The organism is Streptomyces sp. NPDC088124, from assembly GCF_040685895.1.
GTDB lineage: Bacteria > Actinomycetota > Actinomycetes > Streptomycetales > Streptomycetaceae > Streptomyces.
The window spans coordinates 91,983-114,727 of sequence record NZ_JBFBJB010000014.1 but is presented as its reverse complement, the minus strand read 5'-3'; the positions used below and the strand labels follow the sequence as shown (position 1 = coordinate 114,727).

Sequence of the window (22,745 nt, the reverse complement as noted above, 5' to 3'; positions counted from 1 at the left end):
CCTGTTCGGAGGTCCATCCATGCGCAGGCGCCCGCCCCTCCGGGGTCGTACCGTCGTCATCACCGGAGCCGCCCGCGGCGTCGGCGCCCAGCTCGCCCGTACCCTCTCCGCGCGCGGCGCCCGGGTCGCCCTCCTCGGCCTGGGCGAGGCGGAACTGGCGGGTGTGGCGGGCGAACTGGCAGGTGAGGCGGCGTACTGGAAGGTCGACGTCACCGACGAGGACATGCTGCACCGTACGGCCCGCTCCGTCGAGGCGTGCTTCGGCACGGTCGATGTCGTCGTCGCCAACGCGGGCGTGGGGACGGGCGGCCTCTTCCGCCACGCCGACCCCGACGTGTGGCGGCGCGTCGTCGAGGTCAACCTGTTCGGCAGTGTGCACACCGCCCGTGCCTTCCTGCCCGCGCTGATCCGGTCCCGCGGCTACTACCTCCAGATCGCCTCCCTCGCCGCCCTCGCTCCCACCCCGGCCCTGTCGGCCTACTGCGCCTCGAAATCCGGTGTGGAGGCCTTCGCGCACAGCCTCCGCGCCGAACTCGCCCACCACGGAGCGCGAACGGGCGTCGCCTATCTGAGCTGGACGGACACGGACATGGTGCGGGCCGCCGAACAGGTCGACCAGGTGGGCGAGTTGCGCACGTCCCTGCCCTGGCCCACGCGCCGTATCAACCCCCTGGTCCCGGCGGTGGACCGCCTCGCGACCGGCATCGAGCGCCGGGCCCGGTACGTCTACGCCCAACCATGGCTGCGCGCGGCCCAGTTCGCACGCGGCGCCTTCCCGGGCACGGCGGCACGCCACGCCCACGGCGCGGTGAGCGCGCTGGAGGCACGGGCCTCGTCCGAGGCGCGGGTTCCGCCGGAGGTAAGGGCTTCGCCGGAGGCGCGGGCCTCGCATACGAGACGTCTCGACGCCCATCACTCTCACTTCAGGTCACCTGAGCCGATCACGCCGCCCGCGGCGCTACAGTGACAGCAAGTGGAGAGCGTCTTCCACTTGATGGTGCCGATCGATTCCTGGAGTTTCCGTGGAGCTCAAAGCGCCGATGCCGAAGCGTTTCGTCGACCGTTTCAACGGGTGTGTGGTCGGGCTGCGTTCCTCGCCCCGGAGCGGCCGGCTGGTGAACAGGCGCCTCACCGTCGTCACCTACACGGGACGACGCTCGGGACGTACCTTTAGCACGCCCGTGGCCTATCGGCGGGCCGCCGATGTCGTCACGATCCGCGTCGGCCTGCCCGAACGCAAGACCTGGTGGCGCAACTTCACCGGGGAGGGCGGCCCGATATCACTGCACCTGGACGGAGTCGACCGCCCCGGTCACGCGATCGCCCATGTCGACGGCAAGGACCGTGTCAGCCTCACCGTGCGCCTCGCCCCTCCCTCGCCCCACGCGTAGGCGGTGACGCCAGGTCGGCAGTTCCCTGCAAAGCGCCATCAAACAGGTACTTCGGACGCTAATGTTCACTTCCCGTGCCGCACTCTGTGCGGCGCGTCACATGAGCGCGATGCGATGGGCCGCCCGTACGGGGGCGCGGCGGCCCCGTAGTGGGGGGTGGGTGCGGCACGATGCACGAGATGACCAAGGGGGCCAATGTCGGGCTGGCGTCGCTGAGCGAGGACGCCACCACGGCCGTGAGGGGCGGCTCCAGGCAGAGCTGCGGATCGAGGGCATCCAGGGGATCCTCGCGCTCACCGCGGATCTGCGCACCGGCCGGCTCCGTACCTCCGTCGACGTCCCCGCGCCCGACCAGGGGTACCCGCTCACCTGGGCGAAGCGACTGATCCGGCAGCTCGCCGAGGCACCGGCCGACCTGCATGTCCAGACGCTGCTGGCGGAGCACGGCGACGGGCCGCGCGGCACGCTGGAGCGGCTGCGCCCCGAGCCGGCGGATCTGCTGCCGAAGGGCGGTGGCGAGATCACCGGTTTCCGGCTCTCCCTGTTCAAGAGCATGGGCGCCACGCGCGGCAGCGCCGAGTCCGGCTTCATCCGGAGTGTGGACGACGCGGTGGACCGCTTCTGGGGAAGCGTCGTCACACCCCTGGAGCGGCGGCTCGCTCCGGTCCGCCCGGCTTCGCAGTCGCAGTCGCAGTCGGTGTCGGCTCCGACCTCGTCCCAGAGCCACGCGGCCGTGGGGGCGCGCTGAGGACGCCGCCGGCGGCCTTTCCCGTACGTAAGGGCGGAACCGGCGCGGCGCCACCGCGACGTCCGAATGCCGCCGGAGTCTTCTCCGCCCGCGCGGAAGCATCGTCATGTCCGCGAAGCCGAGAGAGAAGCGAGATGACGGAACATGACTGCGGTGCTTGACGGCAAGGTGGCGTTCGTGACCGGCGGCAGCCGGGGCATCGGCGCGGCGGTGGCGCTGCGGCTGGCCGAGGACGGTGCCGATGTCGCGCTGACCTACGAGCGGAACGAGGTACGGGCGGCGGAGGTGGTCGACCGGATCAAGGCGCTGGGCCGAAGAGGCTGGGCCGTACGGGCCGACAGCGCGGACCCGGCGGAGGCACGGGCGGCGGTGAACCGGGTCGCCGAGGAGTTCGGGCGGCTGGACATCGTGGTCAACAACGCGGGGATCGGGGTGCTCGGCCCCGTCGAGGAACTGGCGGCGGAGGACGTCGACCGGGTGCTCCACATCAACGTACGGGCACCGTTCCTCGTGTCCCAGGCGGCGCTGCGGCATCTCGGCGAGGGCGGCCGGATCATCAACATCGGGAGCTGCATGGCCGAGCGGGTCGCGTTCCCCGGCGGTTCGCTGTACGCGACCAGCAAGACCGCGCTGACCGGCCTGACCAAATCCCTGGCCCGCGAACTGGGCCCCCGGGGGATCACCGTCAACCTGGTCCACCCGGGCCCGACGGAGACGGACATGAACCCGGCCGAGGGGCCGGGCCACGAGATGCAGAAGGGCTTTACCGCGCTCGGCCGCTACGGGCAGCCGTCGGACGTCGCGGCCACCGTCTCCCACCTCGCGGGCGACGCGGGCCGGTATGTCACGGGCGCCGCCATCGCGGTGGACGGCGGCTTCGCGGCCTGAGCCACCGCGAGGTCCGGGCGCGCCGAGGTCAGCCCCGGCGCGCCCGCCCGGCGCCGTCGCCGTCTCCGGCGTGGCCGGCCAGGAGGGTGGTCTGGAAGGTGCGCCAGGCGGCGGGGGTGAGGCGGAGGATGGGGCCGGACCCGGTCTTGGAGTCACGTATCGCTACGGTGCCGGGTATGTTGCGGGCGACCTCGACGCACGAGTTCTCGGGGGCGCCCCCGCTGTAGCTGGACTTGACGAACTCGTATTCAGGCACGGGGCTACAGCTCCTCGATAATTCCATTGATCAGTGCGGCTGAGTCGTGCTCGGACAGTCCCATCTGGGCGAGACGCCCGAAGAGCTGACCGTGGTGTTCAGCATCAGCATCTCCCTCCAGCCAGACACCTGACGAAGCGGTGTCCATGTGCACCACATCGAGGGCGCCCGCTTCAGCGAACGACAGGATGCTGAACGCAATGCCCATGGTCGGATGTGCGCCTGCGGAGTAGGGCACTACCTGCACCTTCACGTTCGGATGCCTGGCCGTGTCCAACACCTGCCTGAGCTGCTTCTTCATCACAGTGCGACCACCGACGAGCTGGCGCAGAACTCCTTCATGGAGAACTACCCACAGTTCGAACGGTTGCTCCCCCAGTAGGCGTGCTTTTCGGGCCATCCGAGCCTCAACGAACGGTTCGATCTTCTCCGGGTCCGGCCAAGCGCCACTGCCCATGGCAAGCGCCCTCGCGTAGTCCGGTGTCTGCAGCATCCCGGGCAGGACGGCGACTTCCCATGAACGGATGTGGGTGGCGATGTCTTCGAGCGTCACCAGCTCAACCAGAGAGCGCAGATCGGTGTAGTGGTCCCACCAACCCTTCGCCTTGCGGCGGTCACGGTCGGCCTCCGCCAACTCCAAGAGCCGGCCTACGGCATCTTCATCGCCCTCGCCGTAGAGGTGACACAGCGCTCGGATGTCCGGATCGCGCATGGGAACCAGGCCGCGTTCCATCTTCGCGACCTTCGTGGCAGAGGCCGTCAGCGCCTTGGCCGCAGCCGCCTGCCCCAAGTTGCACCGCAGACGCATACGCAGCAATTCGCTCCCGAGCCTTCGCCCGAGGACGGTTGAGACCGTCTTTCCGCGATCCGGGTTGGTACCGGCCACCTTGTGTCTTCCTCTCGTGGATCGCCTCATCTTGGGGCCTCGACCGCATCGAACTCAAATGGGGCAGGCGATTGGCTGCCCGCCGTCTTGCTGCGTAACGAACTTGCCCGCTACGTTGAGTGCATAGTCGCTTGCACAGCGGAATCGTGCGGCGGAAGTGCACCGCCCTGTCCTGCCCAACGCAGCCGCAGGCCCCGGTATCGCCACCGCCGCGCATCCGCCCGTACGGGCAGTCCCCGACCGCACATGGAGGTGCGCGTCCATGACCTCGACCCACGAAATCCCTGAGTCCGAGCCTGTGTTGCGGGAGGACCGGTTGAACTACACGCCAATTGCCAGCAGCGTGACTCTGGCGCGGCATCGGGCTTCCCGGCTGATCGCCGAGTGGGGGTATCCCGAACTCGCATGGGCCACGGGCCTGGTCGTCAGTGAACTCGGCACCAACGCCCTGCTCCACGGATGCCTGCGCGATCGGCTCTTTCAGGTCGCCGTCGTGCTGCGACCCGCCTGCTTCCGTATTGAGGTCAGCGACCCGCACGGAGAGCGACTGCCCGCACTGCGGACCGCCGATGAGGGTGAGTGCTTCGGGCGGGGGCTGCCGCTGGTCGTCCAGGTCACCGACCGGTGGGGAACCGAACCCCGTACCGTCGGCAAGACCGTCTACGCCGAGATCGACCTGAAGCCCACGCGGGCCGTCGCGACGCCCCGGTGGTGACCGCCGCCGTGCCCGACGAGACGTTCTGGGGGCTCGGAAGGCGGAATGGGCTGGGCGGAAATATGATGAATGCGGTGTTCCGGACGGGCCCGGCCCCTGGGTGGTGGGTGCCCGCTCGGGTCGCCGTGTGTACGCCGCCGCGTGGAGAACCCGGGGCGGTCCATGACCCACGGTCCAATGACGGACGTACCTCGGAGCGGTGGATGAGCCGGCGTCGTCCCACACGGTCCAGCCCATCCGCCCCGGCCACCAGCGCCGACGACCTGCTGACCACCCTCGGTCGGCTCACCGCCCAGGCGCGCCGGGGCGCGGAGCTCCAGCATGCCCGGGTGGAGCTGGCCGAGGCGTTGCAGCGGGAGATGCTGCCGGCCGTGCTGCCCGCGCTCCCGGGGCTGCGTACGGCGGCCAGGTACGCACCCGCGCGGACCGGACTCGACATCGGCGGGGACTGGTACGACGGCTTCACCCTGCCCGACGGAGCGCTCGCGTTCTGCGTCGGGGACGTGCAGGGTCACGATGTCGAGGCCGCCGCGATGATGGGGCAGGTACGGATCGGGCTGCGGGCGGTGGCCGCGACGGCGACGGACCCCGGCCAGGTGCTGAGCCGGGCCAACGACCTGCTGCTCTCCGTGGGCTCCAGCCTCTTCGTCACCTGCTCCTTCCTCCGCTTCGATCCGGTCACCTGGGAGCTGCAGAGCGCCCGTGCGGGCCATGTCGCCTCGGTATGGGCCACGGCCGGCGGCCGGTCGGGGATCGCGGAGGATGCCGGCGGGCTGCCGCTGGGGATTCAGCCGGGAGAGGTGTATCCGGTGACCCGGCGTAACCTCGCCGAGGCGGGCGCCTTCGTGCTGCTGACCGACGGGGTGGTGGAGGGGCCGTCGTTCCCGATCGACAAGGGGCTGGCGACGGTGGCGGAGCTGCTGGTCACGGGCGTGTGCGGGGGGACGGCTCCGGAAAAGCTGGCGGCCGGGGTGATGAAGGTGGCCGAGCTGACGGGCCACTCGGACGACGCCGCCGTGCTGGTCCTGAGCCATGACGCGGGACCCGCCGAGGCCGTCGTACGGGCCCGGGGCGGTGCGCGCCGGGTCGCGCGGCTGGGCGGCCGGCCGCCCGGGTGAGCCGCCCCGCTCGCCGTACGGTCACACGGTGTGACCGCTTCGGTGGCGCGTCAGCGTGTCACGGCCGATCTGGGCGGAGCGCGGTGGCGGGCACGGTCTGATGGCCGGTGTGGTGCGTACCGAAGAACTCCGCCGTTTCCGTCGTCTCCGCCGTCCCCTCGTCCGCGCTCTGCCGGCCCTCGGGGTCGCCGCCGCCTACTACGGGGTCGCGCAGCTCGGGCTGGCGAGAGGGGTGAACATCAAAGGGGTGGTCGTCACGCCGCTGTGGCCACCGACGGGCGTCGCCCTGGGCTCCCTGCTCTGGCTGGGCCTCGGCATCTGGCCGGGGATCTCGCTCGGCGTCCTGCTGACCATCGCCGGCATCGCCGGCCTCCGGCCCGCCGACATCCTGATCGTCGCGGGGAACACGGTGGGTCCGGTCTGCGCGTATCTGATGCTCCGCCGGGTCGGCTTCCGCCTCGAACTGGACCGGCTGCGGGACGGAGTCGCGCTGGTGTTCCTCGGCGCGCTGGGCGGGATGCTGATCAGCGCGACCATCGGTACGGGCGTACTGGTGCTCAGCGACCGGCTGCCGAAGCACGGGTTCTGGCAGACGTGGACGGCGTGGTGGACCGGCGACGCGATGGGCGTCCTGGTGGTCACCCCGCTGGTGCTCCTGCTGCGCCGGGTCCCGCTGCCCTGGGCCGGCCGCGGCCGGGACGAGCGGCGGGGGGAAGGAGCCGCGGAGGGGACGGGGACGGGGACGGGGACGGGGACGGGGCCGGGTAACGGGCCGGGGCGCGGGCGGCGGTGGGTGGAGGCGGCGGCGCTGCTGGTGACGGCGGTGGTCGTCACCCCGGTGGCCGCCAGGAGTCCGCTGTGTCTGCTCTTCCTCGTCTTCCCGCTGCTGATCTGGGCGGCCCTGCGCTTCCAGCTGGCGGGCAGCGCGCCGTGCGCCCTGCTGGTCTCCGTCGTGGTGATCTTGGCGGCGACCGACCACGTCGGCCCGTTCGCCCACCACGATTTCACGCAGACGATGATCAGCATCCAGGCCCTGAACGGCTCGGTGGCGCTGACCGGGCTGCTCCTGGCGGCGATCGTCACGGAGCAGCGGAACATCCGGCGGAAGGTGGAGCAGGCCTGCATGGAGCTGGCGGAGGTGGTCGGCCGCCTCACCCCGCCCGCGGACCGGGGGGCCGGGACCCGCCCCGAGGAGTAGGTCCGCCGCGCTGCCACAGCCCGTCCACGAAGAGCGCCGCGGCCAGCAGATGCGCGCTCCCCCTCGGGCGCAGCCCCGCCGCGCGCAGCCGGATGTCGAAGGAGTCCAGCGCGGCCCGCCCCGCGGCGGTGGCCGTGCCGCCCGCGTCGAGGACGTCGCGGGCGCCGTTCTGCACCTGGCGCAGCCCGTGCGGGCCCGCCGTGTGGAGCAGACCGGTGTCCTGGAGGGTGGACATCACCGTGAGCAGGGCGTCCAGCCGGGCCCGGGGTTCCCGCGCCCCCGCGTCCCGCGCGCCCCGCAGGGCCGCCAACGCCCGCCGTACGTGCGGGAATCCGGCCCGCGCCTCGCCCCGCGCGCCGGCCGCGCCGTAACGGGAGGCGACCGCGGAGCCGGACGTGGCGCGGCGCGGTGCGGCCCCGTCGGTGAAGGTGACGATCCGCCGGGCGACGGCGGGCAGTTCGTCCGGTGCCTTCGCCGGTTCCAGCGCGGCGGCGGCCACCAGCAGCCCCAGCGGCCAGACCGCGCCGTGGTGCAGCGGCGCCCCGGCGTTGGCGCGGGCCATGGAGCGCTCGGTGGAGCGGCCGATGGAGCCCAACTCCGCCCGTAGCCCCCGGCTCGGCCCGTCCGGCGCCCGGCGGGCCGCCGCGGCCATCGCGGCGAGGCCGGGCACCAGCGACCCGGCCGACCAGCGCAGGGCGCCGAAGTCCCCCTCGCGGGTGTCGGGGAGACCGGGCTTGGGGGTCAGCTCCGCCTCCGCCAGCAGGGCGTCCGCCGCACCCCGCGCCAGCGCCTGGTCCGCCTGTCTCGCTGTCATGTACGGGACCCTAGGGAGCCATTCTGGGAGGAAGTTGGCCCGGCGCTGTCAGTCTCCTGTGACAGCCGGGCGGGACAACGGACAGCAGCGGTGCGGCAACACGTCCTGGGCCCCGCCGTCGCGCCGCGTACCGTCGTCACGTCCCGGTGGCGTCGTCCTCCGCGATCAACGCGTTCACGCGTTGCAGGACGTCGAGGTGGGCCTCGTTGTAGAACTCGACCAATGCCTGTACGACCACGGACTGGGTGATCGCCCCGTCCCGGCGCGAGGAGGCTTCCAGGTCCCGCAGGAACGGGTGGTTCTCCTGCTGCTCGCGGACTTCGGGCGCGAGCCGTCGCGCGAGTTCTCGTCGTACGTCCTCGGGCGCGTCCGCGGGGAGGTTCTCGAACTGAGCGGCGACATCGCTGCGAGGCGCCGAGAGCTGCTCCTTGAGGGCGGACATCGCCGCAGGGGTGAGAATGCTGGAGCACGCCAGCAGGAAGGATCGCTGCCCCTCCGGCAGGTGGTCGGTGAGCGTCCTGAAGTCCTCCGGCAGGTCGATGGAGGCCCGGTTGTCCAGGATCGCCGCAAGTTCCCGGCGCATCCGCTGCTGGCGTTCGATGCTCGCCGCGAGTTCCGTGTCCAGAGTGCGCAGGACCTGCTCCGCCCTCTCGTCGTCGGCCTCGACCGAGGGGATCTCCGACAGCGGCAGGCCGAGGCCGACCAGCCTGCGGATGCGCAGCAGGCGCACCAGGTGCTGGATGCCGTACCGCTTGTAGCCGTTGGCAGCTCGTTCCGGCTCGTCCAGCAGGCCGATCTCGTGATAGTGCCGGACGGTTTTCAGTGTCGTGCCGGCGAGTTCGGCCAGCTGACTCGTGCTCCACGCCACGGGCGAACCCTTTCCCGAGGTGCTCCGTCTTCTGCCGTTGGCGCCGTTTGCCGCCCTGCGGGCCGGCGAGGTTGTCCGCGGGCGGTGATCCATTCAAATCCATGCCCTTGGGGCATGGTCAACCCCCGACCGGGCCGGCCCTCCGCATCTGCGGAGCAGGTCGGTGTTGACCATGCCCCAAGGGCATGGAGTGCGATGGGCGGCGACCCCAACCGCGACACCCGTAGGTGGAGACTGGACATGGAACGACGACGCAGGATCGGCCGGGGCTCGGCCCTGGCGGTTGTCCTCGGCCTCAGCGGCTCGCTGATCGCGGCGCCCGCCGTCGCGGACGCGCCGAAGGCGCCGAAGGTGCCGCAGGTACGGTGGGGCAGCTGTCCCGAGGACGTCGTGGCCGAAGCGGCTCCCACCGAGTTGCAGTGCGCCACAGTGCCCGTGCCGGTGGACTACGCCGACCCCGGGAGCCCCCGGATCGACCTCATGATCTCCCGGCTGGCCAGCACGAAGCCCGACAAACGGCGCGGAACGCTCATGCTCAACCCGGGCGGCCCCGGGGGATCCGGACTGGCGCTGTCGGCGCTGCTGGTGAAGCGGGGCCTTCCCGCCAGTGTCCTGGACAGCTATGACCTGATCGGCATGGACACCCGCGGCATCGGGCACTCGGCACCGGTCTCGTGCGGGTTCACGCCGGACGGCCCCCACACTGCCAACATCCCTCCCTACGCGGTCGACGACGCCGCGGTCGTCGCACAGGCGAAGGTCGCCGAGCAGGTGGCCGGGCAGTGCGCGAGCCATGACCGCGACGGACTGCTGCGCCACCTGACCACGGCGAACACCGCCCGCGACCTGGACCGTATCCGGGCCGCACTCGGCGAGGAGAAGACCAGCTACCTGGGCTACTCGTACGGGACGGCACTGGGCGCCGCCTACGCGTCGATGTTCCCCGAGCGCTCCGACCGGATCGTGCTCGACAGCAACATCGGTGACACCCACCTCGACCGTGACGGGATGCGCCGCTACGCCCTCGGGATGGAGCAGTCGTTCCCCGACTTCGCGAGGTGGGCGGCCGCACGCCACGACAGTTACGGCTTGGGCCGCACTCCCGCGGAGGTCCGCGCCACCTACTTCACCCTCGCGGAGCGACTCGACAGGACTCCGGTGGCAGGCTTCGACGGCAACTTGTTCCGGCAGGTCACCTTCGCCCTGCTGTTCAAGGAGGTCCAGTACCCGATGCTGGCGCAGCAGTGGCAGACGGTGGCCGACGGCGACGACGAGGCGGTCCACCGCCTGCTGTCGGAGAACGTCGCCGCGCGCGAGGCGTCGTCCCCCTTCGATAACGGCTTGACGGTGTTTGCGGCCGTGACCTGCAACGACGTCCAGTGGCCCAAGGATGTCGACACCTATCGGAAGGGTGTCGCCACGGACCGCGAGCGCTACCCGCTGTTCGGTGCCGCCGCCGCCAACATCACGCCCTGTGCCTTCTGGCCGTACGCCCCGGCCGAGCCGCCGGTCGCGGTCGTCGACGACGGGCCGCGGAACGTCCTGCTCGTCCAGAACCTGCGCGACGCGCCGACACCGCACGACGGCGGGAAGATGCTGCGCCAGAAGTTCGGTGACCGATCCCGGCTGGTCAGCGTCGACGACACCGGGCACGGTGTCTACGTCCTCGGGGACAATCCCTGCGCGTTGAACACCACCACGCGCTTCCTCGTCGAGGGCGAGATGCCCGGCAAGGACATCAGCTGCCACGCCGCCTGATCCCCCGGAACGGGTAACGGGCCGGCCTCTTTCCGGCACGGGCCGGCCGCGTGTCCGGTGCGGTCCGGCCTCTGCCCGGTACGCGTCCGGCCGCGCGTCCGGTGCGGTCCGACCCGGAACCTGGTGCGGTCCGACCCGTGCCGGGTTCCGGGTTCCGGGTCGGGACCGTATTGGCCGTGTCCGTGCCCGTATCGGCCCCACCGTGGGGCCTGTGGGGCGCAGTTGTGCCCCTGTGTTCTGTTGACACGGGGGAGGCCCGATCGCTTTACTCCTCGAAACGCCGGAGCCGAGCACTCGAAACTGGGCCCGCGCGTCAGAGGTACGCCTAGCCGGTGAGCGCCCGGGCCCCCACGGCCCCGCAAGTCCGGACACAGTCGCCAGGGTCACTCCAGGGCCCGAGGCGGGGACGTACCCCCCACACATTCTGGAGCTCGACAGTGAGCATCGATCGTGCCCGTACCCGCCGGATCTCCGCCGCGGTCGCGGCCCTCACGGCAGCGCTGGTCGCCCCCCTCCTCACCGCGTCCCCCGCGGGTGCGGCGGCCGCGGCCGTCACCCTTCCCCCGGCCCACGCCGGGTTCGACTACCAGATCGGTGGCGCGTACACCCCGCCGGCCGGGGTGACCGTGGTCAGCCGTGACCGCGAGGCGTCGCCCGCCCCCGGCCTGTACAACATCTGCTACGTCAACGCCTTCCAGGTGCAGCCCGACGAGCTGGACGAGTGGGACGCGGACCTCCTGCTGCGGGACTCCGCGGGCAACGTCATCATCGACGAGGAGTGGGACGAGGCCATCCTGGACGTGAGCACGGCCGCCAAGCGCGACCGTATCGCGGCCAAGGTGAACGGCTGGATCGACGGCTGCGCGAGCAAGGGCTTCCAGGCGGTCGAGCCCGACAACTACGACAGCTACGACCGGAGCCGGGGCAAGTTCGGCACCGACGCCGCCATGGCGTACATCGCCAAGCTCTCCGCCCGCGCCCACGCGAAGGGCCTGGCGATCGCGCAGAAGAACACCGCGGATCTCGCCGAGTACCGCTCCACCACCGGGCTCGACTTCGCCATCGCGGAGGAGTGCGGGGAGTGGAACGAGTGCGACTCCTTCACCGACCACTTCGGCGACAACGTCATCGTCATCGAGTACAGCTCCAAGGGGCTCGCCACCGCCTGCAAGGGCTGGAAGGACAAGCTGTCCATCGTCCGCCGTGACATGGACGTCTCGCCGATCGGCAGCAGCGGCTACCTCCGCCAGACCTGCTGACCCTTCACCGCCCTCTGTTCGACGGATCGGCGGTCCGGCGGTCCGGTGTTCCGGCGTTCCGACGCTCCGGCCCGTTGTGAGCAGGGCCTTCGGCGACTTCGGCGATACGGCACGGCGTGCGGGCTCCGCACGCCTCCTTGGAGGTGCACATGGCCGCGGACTCTCGTACGCCGCGCCCGTCCCGCCGCGGGATCCTGCGCCGGGGCACCGGACTGGCGCTCGGCGCCGCCGCGTCCGCCGCGCTGCCCGGGTGCGGCGCGGGCGCGGCGGACGGCGTCGGCCCCGACGGCCGGGTCACGGTGGAACTGTGGCACGGCCAGACCGACAACGCCCGCACCGCGATCGAGGCGCTGGTCCGGGATTTCAACCGTACCCACCCCCGGATCCGCGTCGACGCCGGTGGCGGTGTCCTCTCCGACGCGATGCTCCAGAAGATCACCGCGGCGCTCGCGTCCGGCTCCTTCCCCGACATCGTGTACGTCTTCGGCTCGGACCTCGCGAGCGTGGCCCGCAGCCCGTCGGTGGTCGACCTGACCGACACGTTCCGCTCGGGACCCGTCCCGTGGGACGACTACTGGGAGCCGGTGCGGGACGCCGTCACCGTCAACGGCCGGGTACGGGCGGCCCCCGCCCTGATCGACTCGCTCGCCGTCGTCTGCAACAAGAAGCTCTTCCGTGCGGCCGGGCTGCCGCTGCCCCAACCCGGCTGGACCTGGCAGGAGTTCACCGACACGGCCGCCCGCCTCACCGACCGGCGGCGCTCCGTCTTCGGCACCGGCTGGCCGGGGGTGGGCGACGAGGACACGGTGTGGCGGCTGTGGCCGATGGTGTGGGACCTGGGCGGTGAGGTCATCGCGCCGGACGGGAAGTCGATCGGGTTCGCCAAGGAGGGCGTACGGGCGCTGGAGACGGTGGACACGCTCGCGCGGGCGAGGAGTGTGTACGTCGACCCCAAGCCCGGCAGCGAGCAGATGTACCAGGTCTTCCTCGCCGGACGGATGGGCATGGTCGTCACCGGGCCGTGGCAGCTGCCCGACATCCAGGACGCGGAGATGGACTACCACGTCGTCCCGCTGCCCAGCTACAGCCGTCGTCCGATGACCATTTCAGGGCCCGACACCTGGACGGTCTTCGACAACGGCCCGGCACGGGTACGGGCCGCGCGCACCTTCGTGACCTGGCTGACGCGGCCCGCCCAGGACGTGCGCTGGGACGTCCGGGCGGGCAGCCTGCCGCTGAGCCGGGCGACGGCGGCGCTGCCCGCCTGGCGGGCGCGGGACGCGGAGACCGAGGGGCTCTCGGTGTTCACGCGGGCGCTGGACTCGGCCCGCGTACGCCCGGCGCACCCCGCGTATCCGCAGATATCGCAGGCGCTCGGCCAGGCGGTCTCCGCCGTACTCCTCGGCAGGAGCAGCCCGGCCGAGGCACTGCGCCGGTGCGCGCGGGAGGCCGACGCCGCGCTCCTCATCCCGCGTTGACCGTGTCCCGTGTGCGGACAGCACCGCCCGCGTAAGCCGCTCTGACCGCGCGGACGGCGCAGGCCGCGTGCCCTCGCGTGCATGACGTGCACTCGCGTACACCCGCGTACACCCGCGTACATCCGCGTACATCCGCGTACATCCGCGTGTACGCCACGTGCACCGCGTACACCCACGTGCACCGCGCACACCGCGCACACCGCGCACACCCGCGGTCATCGCGTACGCCGCGTACATCACGTACACCGTGTCACCGCGCTCAGGAGAAACCGCCATGCCGCGACTGCCCGCCCCGCTCACCCTCCCCGACCCCGACCCCGACCCCGATACCGGCCCCGACCGCGGCCGACGCGCGGGCCCCGCCGGGGCGCACCCGCTCCGTACGGGCCGATCGTCGCCGCGCCGCGGCGAATCCGCGACCGCCTGGGCGTTCATCACGCCCGCCGTCCTGATCATCCTCGGGCTGAGCGTCGTCCCCGTCCTCTGGTCCTTCCTGCTCTCCTTCCAGGCGGACGACCTGGTCACCCCCAGCCGCTGGGTCGGCCTCGACAACTACCGGGCGCTGCGCCAGGATCCGCACTTCGGCGAGGCCGTACGGAACACCCTGGTCTACACGGCGCTGTACGTGCCGCTCTCCATCGGCCTCGGGCTGGCGCTCGCCCTCGTACTGAACCGGCGCATCCGGCTCGTGGGGCTCTACCGGACCCTGATCTTCGTGCCGTTCGTCATCTCGGCCACCGCGCAGGGCGTGCTGTTCTCCTTCATTCTCGACCCGGAGTTCGGCGCCGCCAACTCCGTACTGCACCAGCTCGGCATCTCCCCGCAGGGCTTCCTCTCCGACCCGGGACAGGCCCTGTTCGTACTGGTGGCGATCTCGCTCTGGAGCGGCACCGGCTTCTGCGTCGTCGTCCTCCTCGCCGCCCTCCAGGACGTCCAGCCGTCCCTGATCGAGGCGGCGCGGCTGGACGGCGCCGGGCCGTGGCACCTGCTGCGGCACGTCACGCTGCCCGCGCTGACGCCGGTGAGCGTGTTCCTGCTGGTGTGGCAGACCATCAACGCCCTTCAGGTCTTCGACCTGGTGTACGTGACGACCAAGGGCGGGCCGCTCGGCTCGACCACGGTGATCGTCTACTTCATCTGGGAGCAGGCCTTCAAGAATTTCACGGCCGGTTACGGCGCGGCGGCGGCCTATGTGCTCGCGGTGGCGCTCGGCGTGGTCACCGTGGGGCTGCGGCTGGTACGGAGCCGTTCCGTACGCCCGGTCTTCCTGGAAGGAGCCGGCAAGTGACGGTCACCACCCCACCCGCGTCGCGCCCCAGGGCCCGGACGTGGCTGCCCTTCAGCGCCTGGCACCTGCTGCTCGCCCCGCTCGCGCTGGTCTTCGCGGTCCCGCTGGTGTGGCTGCTGCTCAGCTCCGTGATGAGCAACGCGGAGATCAACCGCTTCCCGCCCGCCCTGTGGCCCTCGGGGATCGACCTCGGCGGCTACCGCTACGTCCTCGGCAACGCGATGTTCCCGCGCTGGTTCGCCAACTCGCTGATCGTCTCAGCCGTCGCGGTCACGTCCAACCTGGTCTTCGGCGCGCTCGGCGGATACGCGTTCGCCCGGATGCGGTTCGCCGGGTCCCGGCTGCTGATGGGGCTGATGCTCGCGACGATGGCGATCCCGTTCCAGCTCACGATGATCCCCACCTTCCTGGTCATGAAGCGCCTCGGGCTGATCGACACCCTCGGCGCGCTGATCGTGCCGTCGCTGGTCACGCCGTTCGCGGTCTTCCTGCTGCGGCAGTTCTTCCTGTCCCTGCCCAGGGAACTGGAGGAGGCCGCCTGGATGGACGGCTGTTCCCGGCTGCGCGTGCTGTTCCTCATCGTGCTGCCGATGTCGCGGCCCGCGCTGAGCACGGTGGCGGTGCTGACCTTCCTGACCACCTGGAACGACCTGACCTGGCCGCTGATCGCCATCAACCACGACACGCAGTACACGCTGCAGCTCGGGCTGACGACCTTCCAGGGGCTGCACCACACGCAGTGGTCGGCGGTCATGGCGGGCAACGTGATCACCGTGCTGCCGGTGCTGCTCGCCTTCCTCTTCGCACAGAAGTCGTTCGTCCAGTCCATCACCTCCTCGGGGCTCAAGGGATGAGCCCGCCCGCCAGGAGGCCCGATCGCCTCTCCGATCGCCTCTCCGCTCACCTCTCCGAATTTCAAGCCCAGGGAAACCGGATGCCGCACGCCTCGGATGCTTCACACGCCTCGGATACGTCACACGCCTTCGATCTGCTGGTCATCGGGGACGCCAACCCCGACATCGTCCTCGGGCCCCTCGTCGCGCCCCTCGCCTTCGGCCAGCGCGAACAGCTCGTCGACACCGGCCTGCTGACCCTCGGCGGCTCCGCCGCGATCATGGCGGCGGGCGCCGCCCGGCTGGGGCTGAAGGTCGCCTTCGCGGGGCGCGTCGGGGACGACGAGGCGGGGCGCTTCGTCACGGCGGCGCTCGCCGCCCGGGGCGTCGACACCAGCGCCGTACGGGTCGACCCCGCGCTGTCCACGCCGCTGACGGTCGTGGTGACGCGCGGCGACGGCGACCGTACGATCCTCACCGCGCCCGGCACCCTCGCCGCCACCCGCGCCGACGACGTACCCGAGGCGCTGCTCGGCGACAGCCGCCATGTGCACGCGGCCTCGTACTTCCTGCTGCCACGGCTGGCCGAGGCGCTGCCCGCGCTCTTCCGCACGGCGCGCGAACGGGGCGCCACCACCTCGCTGGACACCAACGACGACCCGGCCGGGAAGTGGGACACCGGCGGGCTCGGCGCGGTGCTCGCCGTCACGGACCTCCTGCTGCCCAACGCCCGCGAGGCCCGCGCGCTGGCCGGACTGCCCGAGGACACCCCCCTGGAGGAGGCGGCGCGCCAACTCGCCCTTCGCGGACCGCTGGTGGCCGTCAAGGACGGAGCGGACGGCGCCCTGGTGCACGACGGCCGCACCGCGTTCCGTACGCGGGGCATCCCGGCCGAGCCGCTGGACACCGTCGGCGCGGGCGACAGCTTCGACGCGGGCTTCGTCGCCGGCCTGCTCGCGGGCCGTTCCGACGCCGACGCGCTCGAACTCGCCGCCGTCTGCGGGGCCCTGTCCACGCGGGCGTACGGCGGCACGCCCGCCCAGCCGACCCGGGACGAGGCGGATGCCGCGCTTCTCTCCGCTCCTCCTGTTCCCTCTGCCTCCACCCGCAACGACACCCGCACCGGTACCGGCAACGACACCCGCAACGGAAAGAACGTCTGATGACCACCACGAAGATCGCCTTCATCGGCGCCGGAAGCGTCGTCTTCACCCAGGGGCTCCTGACGGACCTCTTCGCCTTTCCCGACCTCCGCGACCTCCACATCGCCCTGCACGACATCGATCCGGAGCGGCTGGCGACCGCCCACGGCGCGGCCCGCCACATCGCCGACCGCGCCGAGGTCACCCCGTACGTCACCGTCACGGCGCACCCGGACCGGCGCGAGGCCCTGGCCGGCGCCGACTTCGTCATCAACATCATCCAGGTCGGCATGGGCGAGTCGACCCGTACCGACTTCGACGTGCCCGCCCGCCACGGCGTGCGCCAGACCATCGGCGACACCCTCGGCGTCGGCGGCATCTTCCGCGCGCTGCGCACCTTCCCCGTACTGAAGGCGCTCGGCGCGGACATCGCGGAGCTGTGCCCGGACGCCTGGCTGCTCAACTACACCAACCCCATGGCGATGAACGTCCAGTACCTCACCGCCGCCACCGGGCTGACGCGTGTCGTGGGCCTGTGCCACTCCGTCTACTGGACGCTGCGCGACCTCTCCGCGCTGCTGAACGTGCCGTACGAGGAGGTCACGTACCGCGCCGCCGGGGTCAACCACCAGTCGTGGCTGCTGCGGTTCGAGCACAACGGCGCGGATCTCTACCCCCGGCTCGACGAACTCATCGCCACCGACTCCCAGTTGCGGCGCCGCGTACGCGTCGACATGTACCGGCGCCTCGGCTACTACCCGACCGAGACGAGCGAGCACTCCGCCGAGTACGTGCCCTGGTACCTGCACCACGACAGCGAGATCGAGCGGCTCCGGCTGCCCGTCGGCGCGTACCTCGGGATCGTCGAGGAGAACGTCGCCCTGTACGAGAAGACCCGCGAGGCGCTCGGCGCCGGGACCCCGCTCGATGTCGAGGGCACGATGGAGTACGCGCCCCAGGTCATCCACAGCATCACCACCGGCACCCCGCGCACCGTCTACGGCAATGTCCCCAACCACGGGCTGATCGACAACCTCCCCGCGACCGGCACCGTCGAAGTCCCGTGCCTGGTCGACGCGTCGGGCGTGCAGCCGACCAGGATCGGCGCGCTGCCCGCCCAGTGCGCCGCGCTCAACCGCGGCTATCTGAGCATGAACGACCTGGTGGTCAGGGCCGCGCTGGAGGACGACCCGCGCTCGGTACGGCAGGCCGCCATGGCGGACCCGGCGACCGCCGCCGCGCTGCCCGTGGAACGCGTCTGGGAGCTGTGCGACGCCATGGTGCTGGCCCACGGCGATCTGCTCCAGCCGTCGCTGCGGGCCGTCGGTCTCCTCTGACGCCGGCCCGTCCCTCCGCCCCCTTCCAGGATCTGCCAGGAACAGGAACCATGCCTCTGACCCCCACCGGCAAGCTGGTCGCCCGCACCGCGAGCGGCGTCGGCGCGTTCAACGTCGTCCTCCTCGAACAGCTCGAAGCCGTCCTCGCGGGCGCGGCCCGGGCCGGCCTCCCCGTCATCGTCCAGATCAGCGAGAACGCCGCCGCCTACCGGGGCGCCCTCGGCCCGCTCACCGCCGCCGCCCACGCGGCGATCGCGGAGAGCGGCGTACCCGTGGCGCTCCACCTGGACCACGCCACCGACACCGATCTGGTCAAGGAGGCCGTACGGCTCGGCTTCACCTCCGTCATGTACGACGGCTCCCTGCTGCCCTGGAGCGAGAACCTCTCCCGCACCCGCGAGATCACCCGCCGGTGCCACGACCACGGGGTGTGGGTCGAGGCCGAACTCGGCGCCGTCGGCGGCAAGGACCGGGCCGAGGACGGCGCGGGGGAGAGCTCGGGGGACAGCGCGGGGGAGAGCGCCCACACGCCCGGCGTACGGACCGACCCGGCCGAGGCGGCCCGCTTCGTGGCGGACACGGGTGTGGACGCGCTGGCCGTCGCCGTCGGTACCGCGCACCGGATGACCCGGCGCACGGCCGCCCTCGACCTCGCCCTCATCGCCGAACTCCACGCGGCGGTGCCGGTGCCGCTGGTGCTGCACGGCTCGTCGGGGGTGGACGACCGGACACTGGTGGCGGCGGTGCGCGCCGGGATGCGCAAGGTCAACATCTCGACCCACCTCAACGGCGTCTTCACCGCGGAGGTACGGGACCGGCTCGCCGCCCGCCCCGGGACCGTGGACCCGCGCCGCTATCTGGGCCCGGGGCGGGACGCGATGGCCGGGGAGGTGGCCCGGCTGCTGCGGCTGCTGGCGGAAGAGGCGGAACCGCCGCAGGAACATGAGCCCGAGCCCGAGCCCGCGGCGAGCTGACATCACCCACGGAGGGAGAGCGGGATGCCCGGAACGACACCCCCGGTCCGGCTGGCGCTCATCGGCGCCGGTCTGCGCGGGCTCACCTACGCACGCCACGCCGTCGCCGGAGGAGCCGGCACGGTCGTCGCGCTCGCCGAGCCCGACCCGCGCCGACGCGCCGCGGCCGCCGCCGAGTTCGCCGTACCCGAGGAGCGGGTGTTCCCCGGGTGGCGTGAACTCGCGGCGGCGGGGCGGTCGGCCGACGCCGCCGTCATCGCCACGCAGGACCGGGAGCACACCGGCCCCGCCGTGGCGCTGGCCGGGCTCGGTCACCACCTGCTCCTCGAAAAGCCGATGGCGACGACCGAGTCCGAGGCGGCCGCCATCACGGAGGCGGCCCGCCGCGCCGGCGTCATGCTGGCCGTCTGCCACGTCCTGCGCCACACCCCGTACACCCGGACCCTCAAGGACCTGCTGGACAGCGGGCGCATCGGGCGGCTGGTCAGCGTCCAGCACCTCGAACCCGTCGGCTGGTGGCACCACGCGCACTCCTTCGTACGGGGCAACTGGCGCCGCCAGGACACCTCGGCCCCCATGCTGCTGACCAAGTCGTGCCACGACATCGACTGGCTGGTCCATGTCCTCGGCGAGCTCCCGGACCGGGTCAGCTCCTTCGGGAGCCTGACCCATTTCCGTACCGAGGACACCCCGCCCGGCGCCACCGCGCGCTGCCTCGACTGTCCGCTGGAGCCCGGCTGCCCGTACTCGGCGAAGCGGCTCTACCTCGGCTGTCTCGGCGACCCGGACGACGAGTTCTGGCCGCTGTCGGCGGTCACCGCCGACCACACCGAGCGGGGCGTGCTGGACGCGCTGCGGACCGGGCCGTACGGGCGGTGCGTGTACGCGTGCGACAACGACGTGGTCGACCACCAGGTGGTGGCGATGGAGTTCCCGTCCGGGGCCACCTGCTCGTTCACGATGAGCGCCTTCACGCCGATGGCGCAGCGCCGTACCCAACTCCTCGGCACGCACGGCTTCGTGGACGGTGACGGGCACCGGCTCCGGGTGGTCGACTTCCGCGACGGCTCCGAGGCGCTGATCGAGGCGCTGACCGACGCGGCGGCCGACCCGCTCACCGGCACGGACACCGCGGCGGAGGACGGCCACGGCGGTGGCGACGAGGCGCTGACCGACGCGTTCCTCACGGCCGTGGCCACCGGGGACCCCTCGCTGCTGCGGTCCACGGGCGAGGAGAGCCTGGCCACGCACCGGGTGGTGTGGGCCGCGGAGGAGGCGAGGACGACGGGCCGGGTGGTGCGTGTCGGGCGGGACGGGGTCAGCGGGGTCAACGGGACCGGTGGGGTCAACGGGACCGGTGGAGTCGGCGAGGTCGGCCGGCTCAGCTGACGTCGTCCAGCGCCGCCACCTCCGCCGCGCTCCAGTGCCCGGCCGCGCCGGGGCAGGCCGCCAGGTACGCCGCGATCGTGGCCGGGTCCCAGGCGCCCGTCTCCCGCAGGCCGGCGCGGAGATGGCCGAGGTAGGCGGCGGAGGGCGGGTTCCACGGGACGTCGTCCAGATGCCAGGGCGCGGTGAACGTGAGGAGCGGCAGGCCGTCGAGCGTCCCCGGGCGGACCAGCGTCTCGTACCGCCCGTCCCCGAGGCTCTGCCGGCCGGTGGCCAGCACCCGCGACAGATCGAGGTCGGTGCCCGGCTCCCGGTACATCTCCTGGGCGGCGATGTCCGAGAACTGCCCCACGGTGACGAGATGCGCGCGGGCGAGGACCCGGCCGGGGGCGTCCGGGTCGTAGAAGGCACGGCCGCCTCCCCACAGGAGGGACTCGGTGGCGAAGTACAGCGCGCCCGTCAGCTCGACCGGCACGGAGACGGCCGGCGGACGCCGGTCCCGGCACCCGGGGTGGGCGCGCGCGGCGCCGGGCGGACGGCCGCCGCCGAGGTAGTGGGCCAGCCGGCCGAGGTGTGTGTTGGAACCGTACGAGGTGTACCAGACCCGGCGCGGCTCCGTCGCCCGCTCAGCCATCCACTCCAGCCCCGTCCACTCCGGTCCCGTCCCGTTTCATCGGGCTTCGGCCGCTTTCGTCGGCCGCCCGCCGCCGTCAAGACCGTAGCTCCAGCAGCAGGAAGCCGCCCGCCTCGCCGGCCACCCGGTACGCCGCCTTCGGGTGGAGATTCCTCGCGTACGCGGGCGGATCGGTCACCCGGCCGCCCCGGTTGTCGAGCGCGATGTAGTCGGGGATGACGCCCCGTGTGCCGCCCACCCAGAAGACCCGGCAGCGGGAGGTGAGCCGGCTGATCGGGGCGATGTTGGCCTCGACGGTCGCGCCGTCGGGGATCCGCTCCAGCAGCGCCTCCGCCTCTCTGATCCGGTCGGGCACGCGGTACGCGGCGGGCTCGGTCAGTGCCGAGAGCGGCAGCGACGTCGTCAGGGCGAGCGCGGCGGCGGCGGTCGCCGCGGGGAGGTGGTACGCGTACGAGCGCGTCCACGGGCGGGCGCGCGGGGCGCGGCGCACACCCGCGCACGCGTCGGCGAGCGCGAGGGCCAGGACCGGCATCAGGACGGCGCTGTAGTGCCAGGCGGTGCCCCAGTAGTGCTCCTCCGCCGAGAGGAAGCGCCAGCCGAGGGTGGGCAGGGCGGCGAGCAGCAGTGGGGAGCGGAGCGCGAGGAGGCCGGTGGTCGGCAGCAGCAGCCACAGCAGCGTACGGAACTTGACGTCGGCGCCGTCGAGCGGACCGTTCCCGCCGTCTAGCTTGGCCCAGTAGTCGTACGTGTCGGCCGAGTTGAAGGCCGGGATGACGACGGTGAAGGTGAGGTACGCGGCGAGCGTCGTCAGCGCCGCGACGCCGAGGGCGAGCGCGACGATCCGTCCCGACGCGGGTGTGCGCCGGGCCCGTACCGCCACCAGCAGTGCCAGGGCGGCGGCGGTCAGCCCCAGGTCCTCCTTGACCAGCACCAGCGGGACGGCCCACCACAGGGCGGCCCGCCAGCGGTGCGCGAGCAGGGCTTCGAGGGAGAAGGCGATCAGCGGGACGGCGAAGGCGATCTCGTGGAAGTCGACGGCGATCGCGCGCTGGAGGCCCCAGGACATGCCGTACGCGGCGCCGAGCGCGAGCCCGGCGCGGCGGCCGAGGAGCCGCCCGGCGGCGCGGGTGACGGGGACGGCGGAGAGCGCGAACAGCGCGGCCTGGGCGATCAGCAGGGTGACGGGCGTCGGGAAGAGCCGGTAGGCGGGTGCGAGGAGCGCGGTCACGGGACTGAAGTGATCGCCGAGGATGTTCGTGCCGGGGCCCTTGAGGTCGGCGACGGGCGTCCGCAGCGAGGCGTAGGACCGTACGGCCTGCTCGAAGATCCCCAGGTCCCAGGAGGCGATCGCCATGTTGCGGTAGCGGCAGACGGCGAGGGTGGCGTACGCGCCGAACAGGGCGAGGGCGAGGGCGTACGGGGCCAGGGAGGCCGGGTCGCGCAGGTGGTGGCGGACCCGGTCACGCAGGGGCCGGCGCGGGGCCGGCCCGGGTATGGGGGGATGCTGTGCCGTGCCGGCCTTGTCGGCCTTGTCGGCCGTGTCGGTCCCGTCCGACTCATCCGTCTCGTCCGGGGACGGACTCGCGGTTCCGGGCCCGGTGTCCTGGACCCGCCGCACGCGCCGGTTCCAGGCCCGCGCGAGCGCCTCGCGGAACTCCTCGATGGTCTCGACGGTCATGCGGCTCCCCGGACGTGAACGGATCTCAGGAGGTATACGCCTCGGGAAGGCGGTCCGGTTGACACCGTATGACGAAAAGAACGACGAAAAGAACCA

At 72.2% G+C, this 22,745-nt stretch carries 21 protein-coding genes and 1 pseudogene; 16 read left to right on the top strand and 6 right to left on the bottom strand.

Annotated elements, in window-relative coordinates:
• The first annotated feature begins 19 nt into the window (after nt 1-19).
• The 4 genes and pseudogenes from AB0P17_RS14020 to AB0P17_RS14005 all read left to right on the top strand — a co-directional run bounded on the left by AB0P17_RS14020 (nt 20) and on the right by AB0P17_RS14005 (nt 3,027).
• Nucleotides 20-967, top strand: coding sequence for an SDR family oxidoreductase (locus AB0P17_RS14020; protein WP_365810663.1), 948 nt, complete (start codon nt 20-22; stop codon nt 965-967).
• A gap of 73 nt (nt 968-1,040) precedes the next feature.
• Nucleotides 1,041-1,391, top strand: a complete 351-nt coding sequence (locus AB0P17_RS14015) for a hypothetical protein (RefSeq protein ID WP_365810661.1) — start codon at nt 1,041-1,043, stop codon at nt 1,389-1,391.
• Nucleotides 1,392-1,629: 238 nt separating this feature from the next.
• Nucleotides 1,630-2,139, top strand: a pseudogene (locus tag AB0P17_RS14010) (TerD family protein); the annotation flags it as partial.
• Nucleotides 2,140-2,283: 144 nt separating this feature from the next.
• Nucleotides 2,284-3,027 (top strand): 3-oxoacyl-ACP reductase family protein, encoded by a 744-nt coding sequence (locus AB0P17_RS14005; RefSeq protein ID WP_365810659.1) that lies wholly within the window; start codon nt 2,284-2,286, stop codon nt 3,025-3,027.
• Between the two features lie 28 nt (nt 3,028-3,055).
• Here the strand turns inward: AB0P17_RS14005 and AB0P17_RS14000 are convergent, their stop codons facing one another.
• On the bottom strand, nt 3,056-3,283 hold the full coding sequence (locus AB0P17_RS14000) for a DUF397 domain-containing protein (protein WP_365810657.1): 228 nt from the start codon (nt 3,281-3,283) through the stop codon (nt 3,056-3,058).
• A 4-nt stretch (nt 3,284-3,287) separates the two neighbouring features.
• Complete coding sequence (locus AB0P17_RS13995; protein WP_365810655.1) at nt 3,288-4,169, bottom strand: DUF5753 domain-containing protein; 882 nt, start codon at nt 4,167-4,169, stop codon at nt 3,288-3,290.
• A 262-nt stretch (nt 4,170-4,431) separates the two neighbouring features.
• On the opposite strand from AB0P17_RS13995, the gene AB0P17_RS13990 reads away from it, so the two are divergent.
• The 3 genes from AB0P17_RS13990 to AB0P17_RS13980 all read left to right on the top strand — a co-directional run bounded on the left by AB0P17_RS13990 (nt 4,432) and on the right by AB0P17_RS13980 (nt 7,200).
• The gene (locus AB0P17_RS13990; RefSeq protein WP_365810653.1) at nt 4,432-4,884 is read left to right on the top strand and encodes an ATP-binding protein; all 453 of its coding nucleotides are present in this window, start codon (nt 4,432-4,434) and stop codon (nt 4,882-4,884) included.
• A 203-nt stretch (nt 4,885-5,087) separates the two neighbouring features.
• A complete protein-coding gene (locus AB0P17_RS13985) occupies nt 5,088-6,002 on the top strand; it encodes a PP2C family protein-serine/threonine phosphatase (RefSeq protein WP_365810652.1) in 915 nt (304 codons plus the stop codon).
• Between the two features lie 100 nt (nt 6,003-6,102).
• Entirely contained in the window at nt 6,103-7,200 is a 1,098-nt protein-coding gene (locus AB0P17_RS13980; RefSeq protein WP_365810782.1) for an MASE1 domain-containing protein, read from the top strand.
• On the opposite strand, the gene AB0P17_RS13975 is transcribed toward AB0P17_RS13980, so the two are convergent.
• Both AB0P17_RS13975 and AB0P17_RS13970 read right to left on the bottom strand, forming a co-directional pair.
• Complete coding sequence (locus tag AB0P17_RS13975; protein WP_365810650.1) at nt 7,154-8,014, bottom strand: triphosphoribosyl-dephospho-CoA synthase; 861 nt, start codon at nt 8,012-8,014, stop codon at nt 7,154-7,156. The two genes, AB0P17_RS13980 and AB0P17_RS13975, sit on opposite strands and share 47 nt — an antisense overlap.
• A gap of 136 nt (nt 8,015-8,150) precedes the next feature.
• Nucleotides 8,151-8,882 carry a MerR family transcriptional regulator gene (locus AB0P17_RS13970; protein ID WP_365810648.1) on the bottom strand — a complete coding sequence of 244 codons (732 nt, stop codon included), beginning with the start codon at nt 8,880-8,882 and terminating at the stop codon, nt 8,151-8,153.
• A gap of 240 nt (nt 8,883-9,122) precedes the next feature.
• Between AB0P17_RS13970 and AB0P17_RS13965 the strand changes: the two genes are divergently transcribed.
• From AB0P17_RS13965 to AB0P17_RS13925, 9 genes are all read left to right on the top strand, one after another.
• Nucleotides 9,123-10,640 (top strand): alpha/beta hydrolase, encoded by a 1,518-nt coding sequence (locus AB0P17_RS13965; RefSeq protein ID WP_365810646.1) that lies wholly within the window; start codon nt 9,123-9,125, stop codon nt 10,638-10,640.
• Nucleotides 10,641-11,140: 500 nt separating this feature from the next.
• Nucleotides 11,141-11,899, top strand: a complete 759-nt coding sequence (locus tag AB0P17_RS13960) for an endo alpha-1,4 polygalactosaminidase (protein ID WP_365810780.1) — start codon at nt 11,141-11,143, stop codon at nt 11,897-11,899.
• 149 nt (nt 11,900-12,048) lie between these two features.
• Nucleotides 12,049-13,377, top strand: a complete 1,329-nt coding sequence (locus AB0P17_RS13955; protein ID WP_365810645.1) for an ABC transporter substrate-binding protein — start codon at nt 12,049-12,051, stop codon at nt 13,375-13,377.
• A 274-nt stretch (nt 13,378-13,651) separates the two neighbouring features.
• Nucleotides 13,652-14,665, top strand: coding sequence for a sugar ABC transporter permease (locus AB0P17_RS13950; RefSeq protein WP_365810643.1), 1,014 nt, complete (start codon nt 13,652-13,654; stop codon nt 14,663-14,665).
• On the top strand, nt 14,662-15,519 hold the full coding sequence (locus AB0P17_RS13945; protein WP_365810641.1) for a carbohydrate ABC transporter permease: 858 nt from the start codon (nt 14,662-14,664) through the stop codon (nt 15,517-15,519). Before AB0P17_RS13950 ends, AB0P17_RS13945 begins: the two co-directional genes overlap by 4 nt.
• Nucleotides 15,520-15,599: 80 nt before the next feature.
• Nucleotides 15,600-16,661 (top strand): sugar kinase, encoded by a 1,062-nt coding sequence (locus AB0P17_RS13940; protein WP_365810639.1) that lies wholly within the window; start codon nt 15,600-15,602, stop codon nt 16,659-16,661.
• A complete protein-coding gene (locus AB0P17_RS13935) occupies nt 16,661-17,977 on the top strand; it encodes an alpha-glucosidase/alpha-galactosidase (protein ID WP_365810637.1) in 1,317 nt (438 codons plus the stop codon). Before AB0P17_RS13940 ends, AB0P17_RS13935 begins: the two co-directional genes overlap by 1 nt.
• Before the next feature lie 50 nt (nt 17,978-18,027).
• The gene (locus tag AB0P17_RS13930) at nt 18,028-18,951 is read left to right on the top strand and encodes a class II fructose-bisphosphate aldolase (protein ID WP_365810635.1); all 924 of its coding nucleotides are present in this window, start codon (nt 18,028-18,030) and stop codon (nt 18,949-18,951) included.
• Nucleotides 18,952-18,975: 24 nt separating this feature from the next.
• A complete protein-coding gene (locus AB0P17_RS13925) occupies nt 18,976-20,340 on the top strand; it encodes a Gfo/Idh/MocA family oxidoreductase (protein WP_365810633.1) in 1,365 nt (454 codons plus the stop codon).
• Here the strand turns inward: AB0P17_RS13925 and AB0P17_RS13920 are convergent.
• Both AB0P17_RS13920 and AB0P17_RS13915 read right to left on the bottom strand, forming a co-directional pair.
• Nucleotides 20,333-20,971 (bottom strand): histone deacetylase, encoded by a 639-nt coding sequence (locus AB0P17_RS13920; protein WP_365810631.1) that lies wholly within the window; start codon nt 20,969-20,971, stop codon nt 20,333-20,335. The genes AB0P17_RS13925 and AB0P17_RS13920 overlap by 8 nt on opposite strands.
• Nucleotides 20,972-21,047: 76 nt before the next feature.
• The gene (locus AB0P17_RS13915; protein ID WP_365810629.1) at nt 21,048-22,649 is read right to left on the bottom strand and encodes a DUF2079 domain-containing protein; all 1,602 of its coding nucleotides are present in this window, start codon (nt 22,647-22,649) and stop codon (nt 21,048-21,050) included.
• Between the last annotated feature and the right edge of the window lie 96 nt (nt 22,650-22,745).

Excerpts from the sequence above, each read along its gene's own strand:
- AB0P17_RS14020 (WP_365810663.1), top strand. The coding sequence starts at position 20 with ATGCGCAGGCGCCCGCCCCTCCGGGGTCGTACCGTCGTCATCACCGGA.
- AB0P17_RS14015 (WP_365810661.1), top strand. The coding sequence starts at position 1,041 with ATGCCGAAGCGTTTCGTCGACCGTTTCAACGGGTGTGTGGTCGGGCTG.
- AB0P17_RS14005 (WP_365810659.1), top strand. The coding sequence starts at position 2,284 with ATGACTGCGGTGCTTGACGGCAAGGTGGCGTTCGTGACCGGCGGCAGC.
- AB0P17_RS13955 (WP_365810645.1), top strand. The coding sequence starts at position 12,049 with ATGGCCGCGGACTCTCGTACGCCGCGCCCGTCCCGCCGCGGGATCCTG.
- AB0P17_RS13990 (WP_365810653.1), top strand. The coding sequence starts at position 4,432 with ATGACCTCGACCCACGAAATCCCTGAGTCCGAGCCTGTGTTGCGGGAG.
- AB0P17_RS13975 (WP_365810650.1), bottom strand. The coding sequence starts at position 8,014 with ATGACAGCGAGACAGGCGGACCAGGCGCTGGCGCGGGGTGCGGCGGAC.
- AB0P17_RS13925 (WP_365810633.1), top strand. The coding sequence starts at position 18,976 with ATGCCCGGAACGACACCCCCGGTCCGGCTGGCGCTCATCGGCGCCGGT.
- AB0P17_RS13935 (WP_365810637.1), top strand. The coding sequence starts at position 16,661 with ATGACCACCACGAAGATCGCCTTCATCGGCGCCGGAAGCGTCGTCTTC.
- AB0P17_RS13915 (WP_365810629.1), bottom strand. The coding sequence starts at position 22,649 with ATGACCGTCGAGACCATCGAGGAGTTCCGCGAGGCGCTCGCGCGGGCC.
- AB0P17_RS13930 (WP_365810635.1), top strand. The coding sequence starts at position 18,028 with ATGCCTCTGACCCCCACCGGCAAGCTGGTCGCCCGCACCGCGAGCGGC.
- AB0P17_RS13940 (WP_365810639.1), top strand. The coding sequence starts at position 15,600 with ATGCCGCACGCCTCGGATGCTTCACACGCCTCGGATACGTCACACGCC.
- AB0P17_RS13985 (WP_365810652.1), top strand. The coding sequence starts at position 5,088 with ATGAGCCGGCGTCGTCCCACACGGTCCAGCCCATCCGCCCCGGCCACC.
- AB0P17_RS13950 (WP_365810643.1), top strand. The coding sequence starts at position 13,652 with ATGCCGCGACTGCCCGCCCCGCTCACCCTCCCCGACCCCGACCCCGAC.
- AB0P17_RS13980 (WP_365810782.1), top strand. The coding sequence starts at position 6,103 with ATGGCCGGTGTGGTGCGTACCGAAGAACTCCGCCGTTTCCGTCGTCTC.
- AB0P17_RS13920 (WP_365810631.1), bottom strand. The coding sequence starts at position 20,971 with ATGGCTGAGCGGGCGACGGAGCCGCGCCGGGTCTGGTACACCTCGTAC.
- AB0P17_RS13965 (WP_365810646.1), top strand. The coding sequence starts at position 9,123 with ATGGAACGACGACGCAGGATCGGCCGGGGCTCGGCCCTGGCGGTTGTC.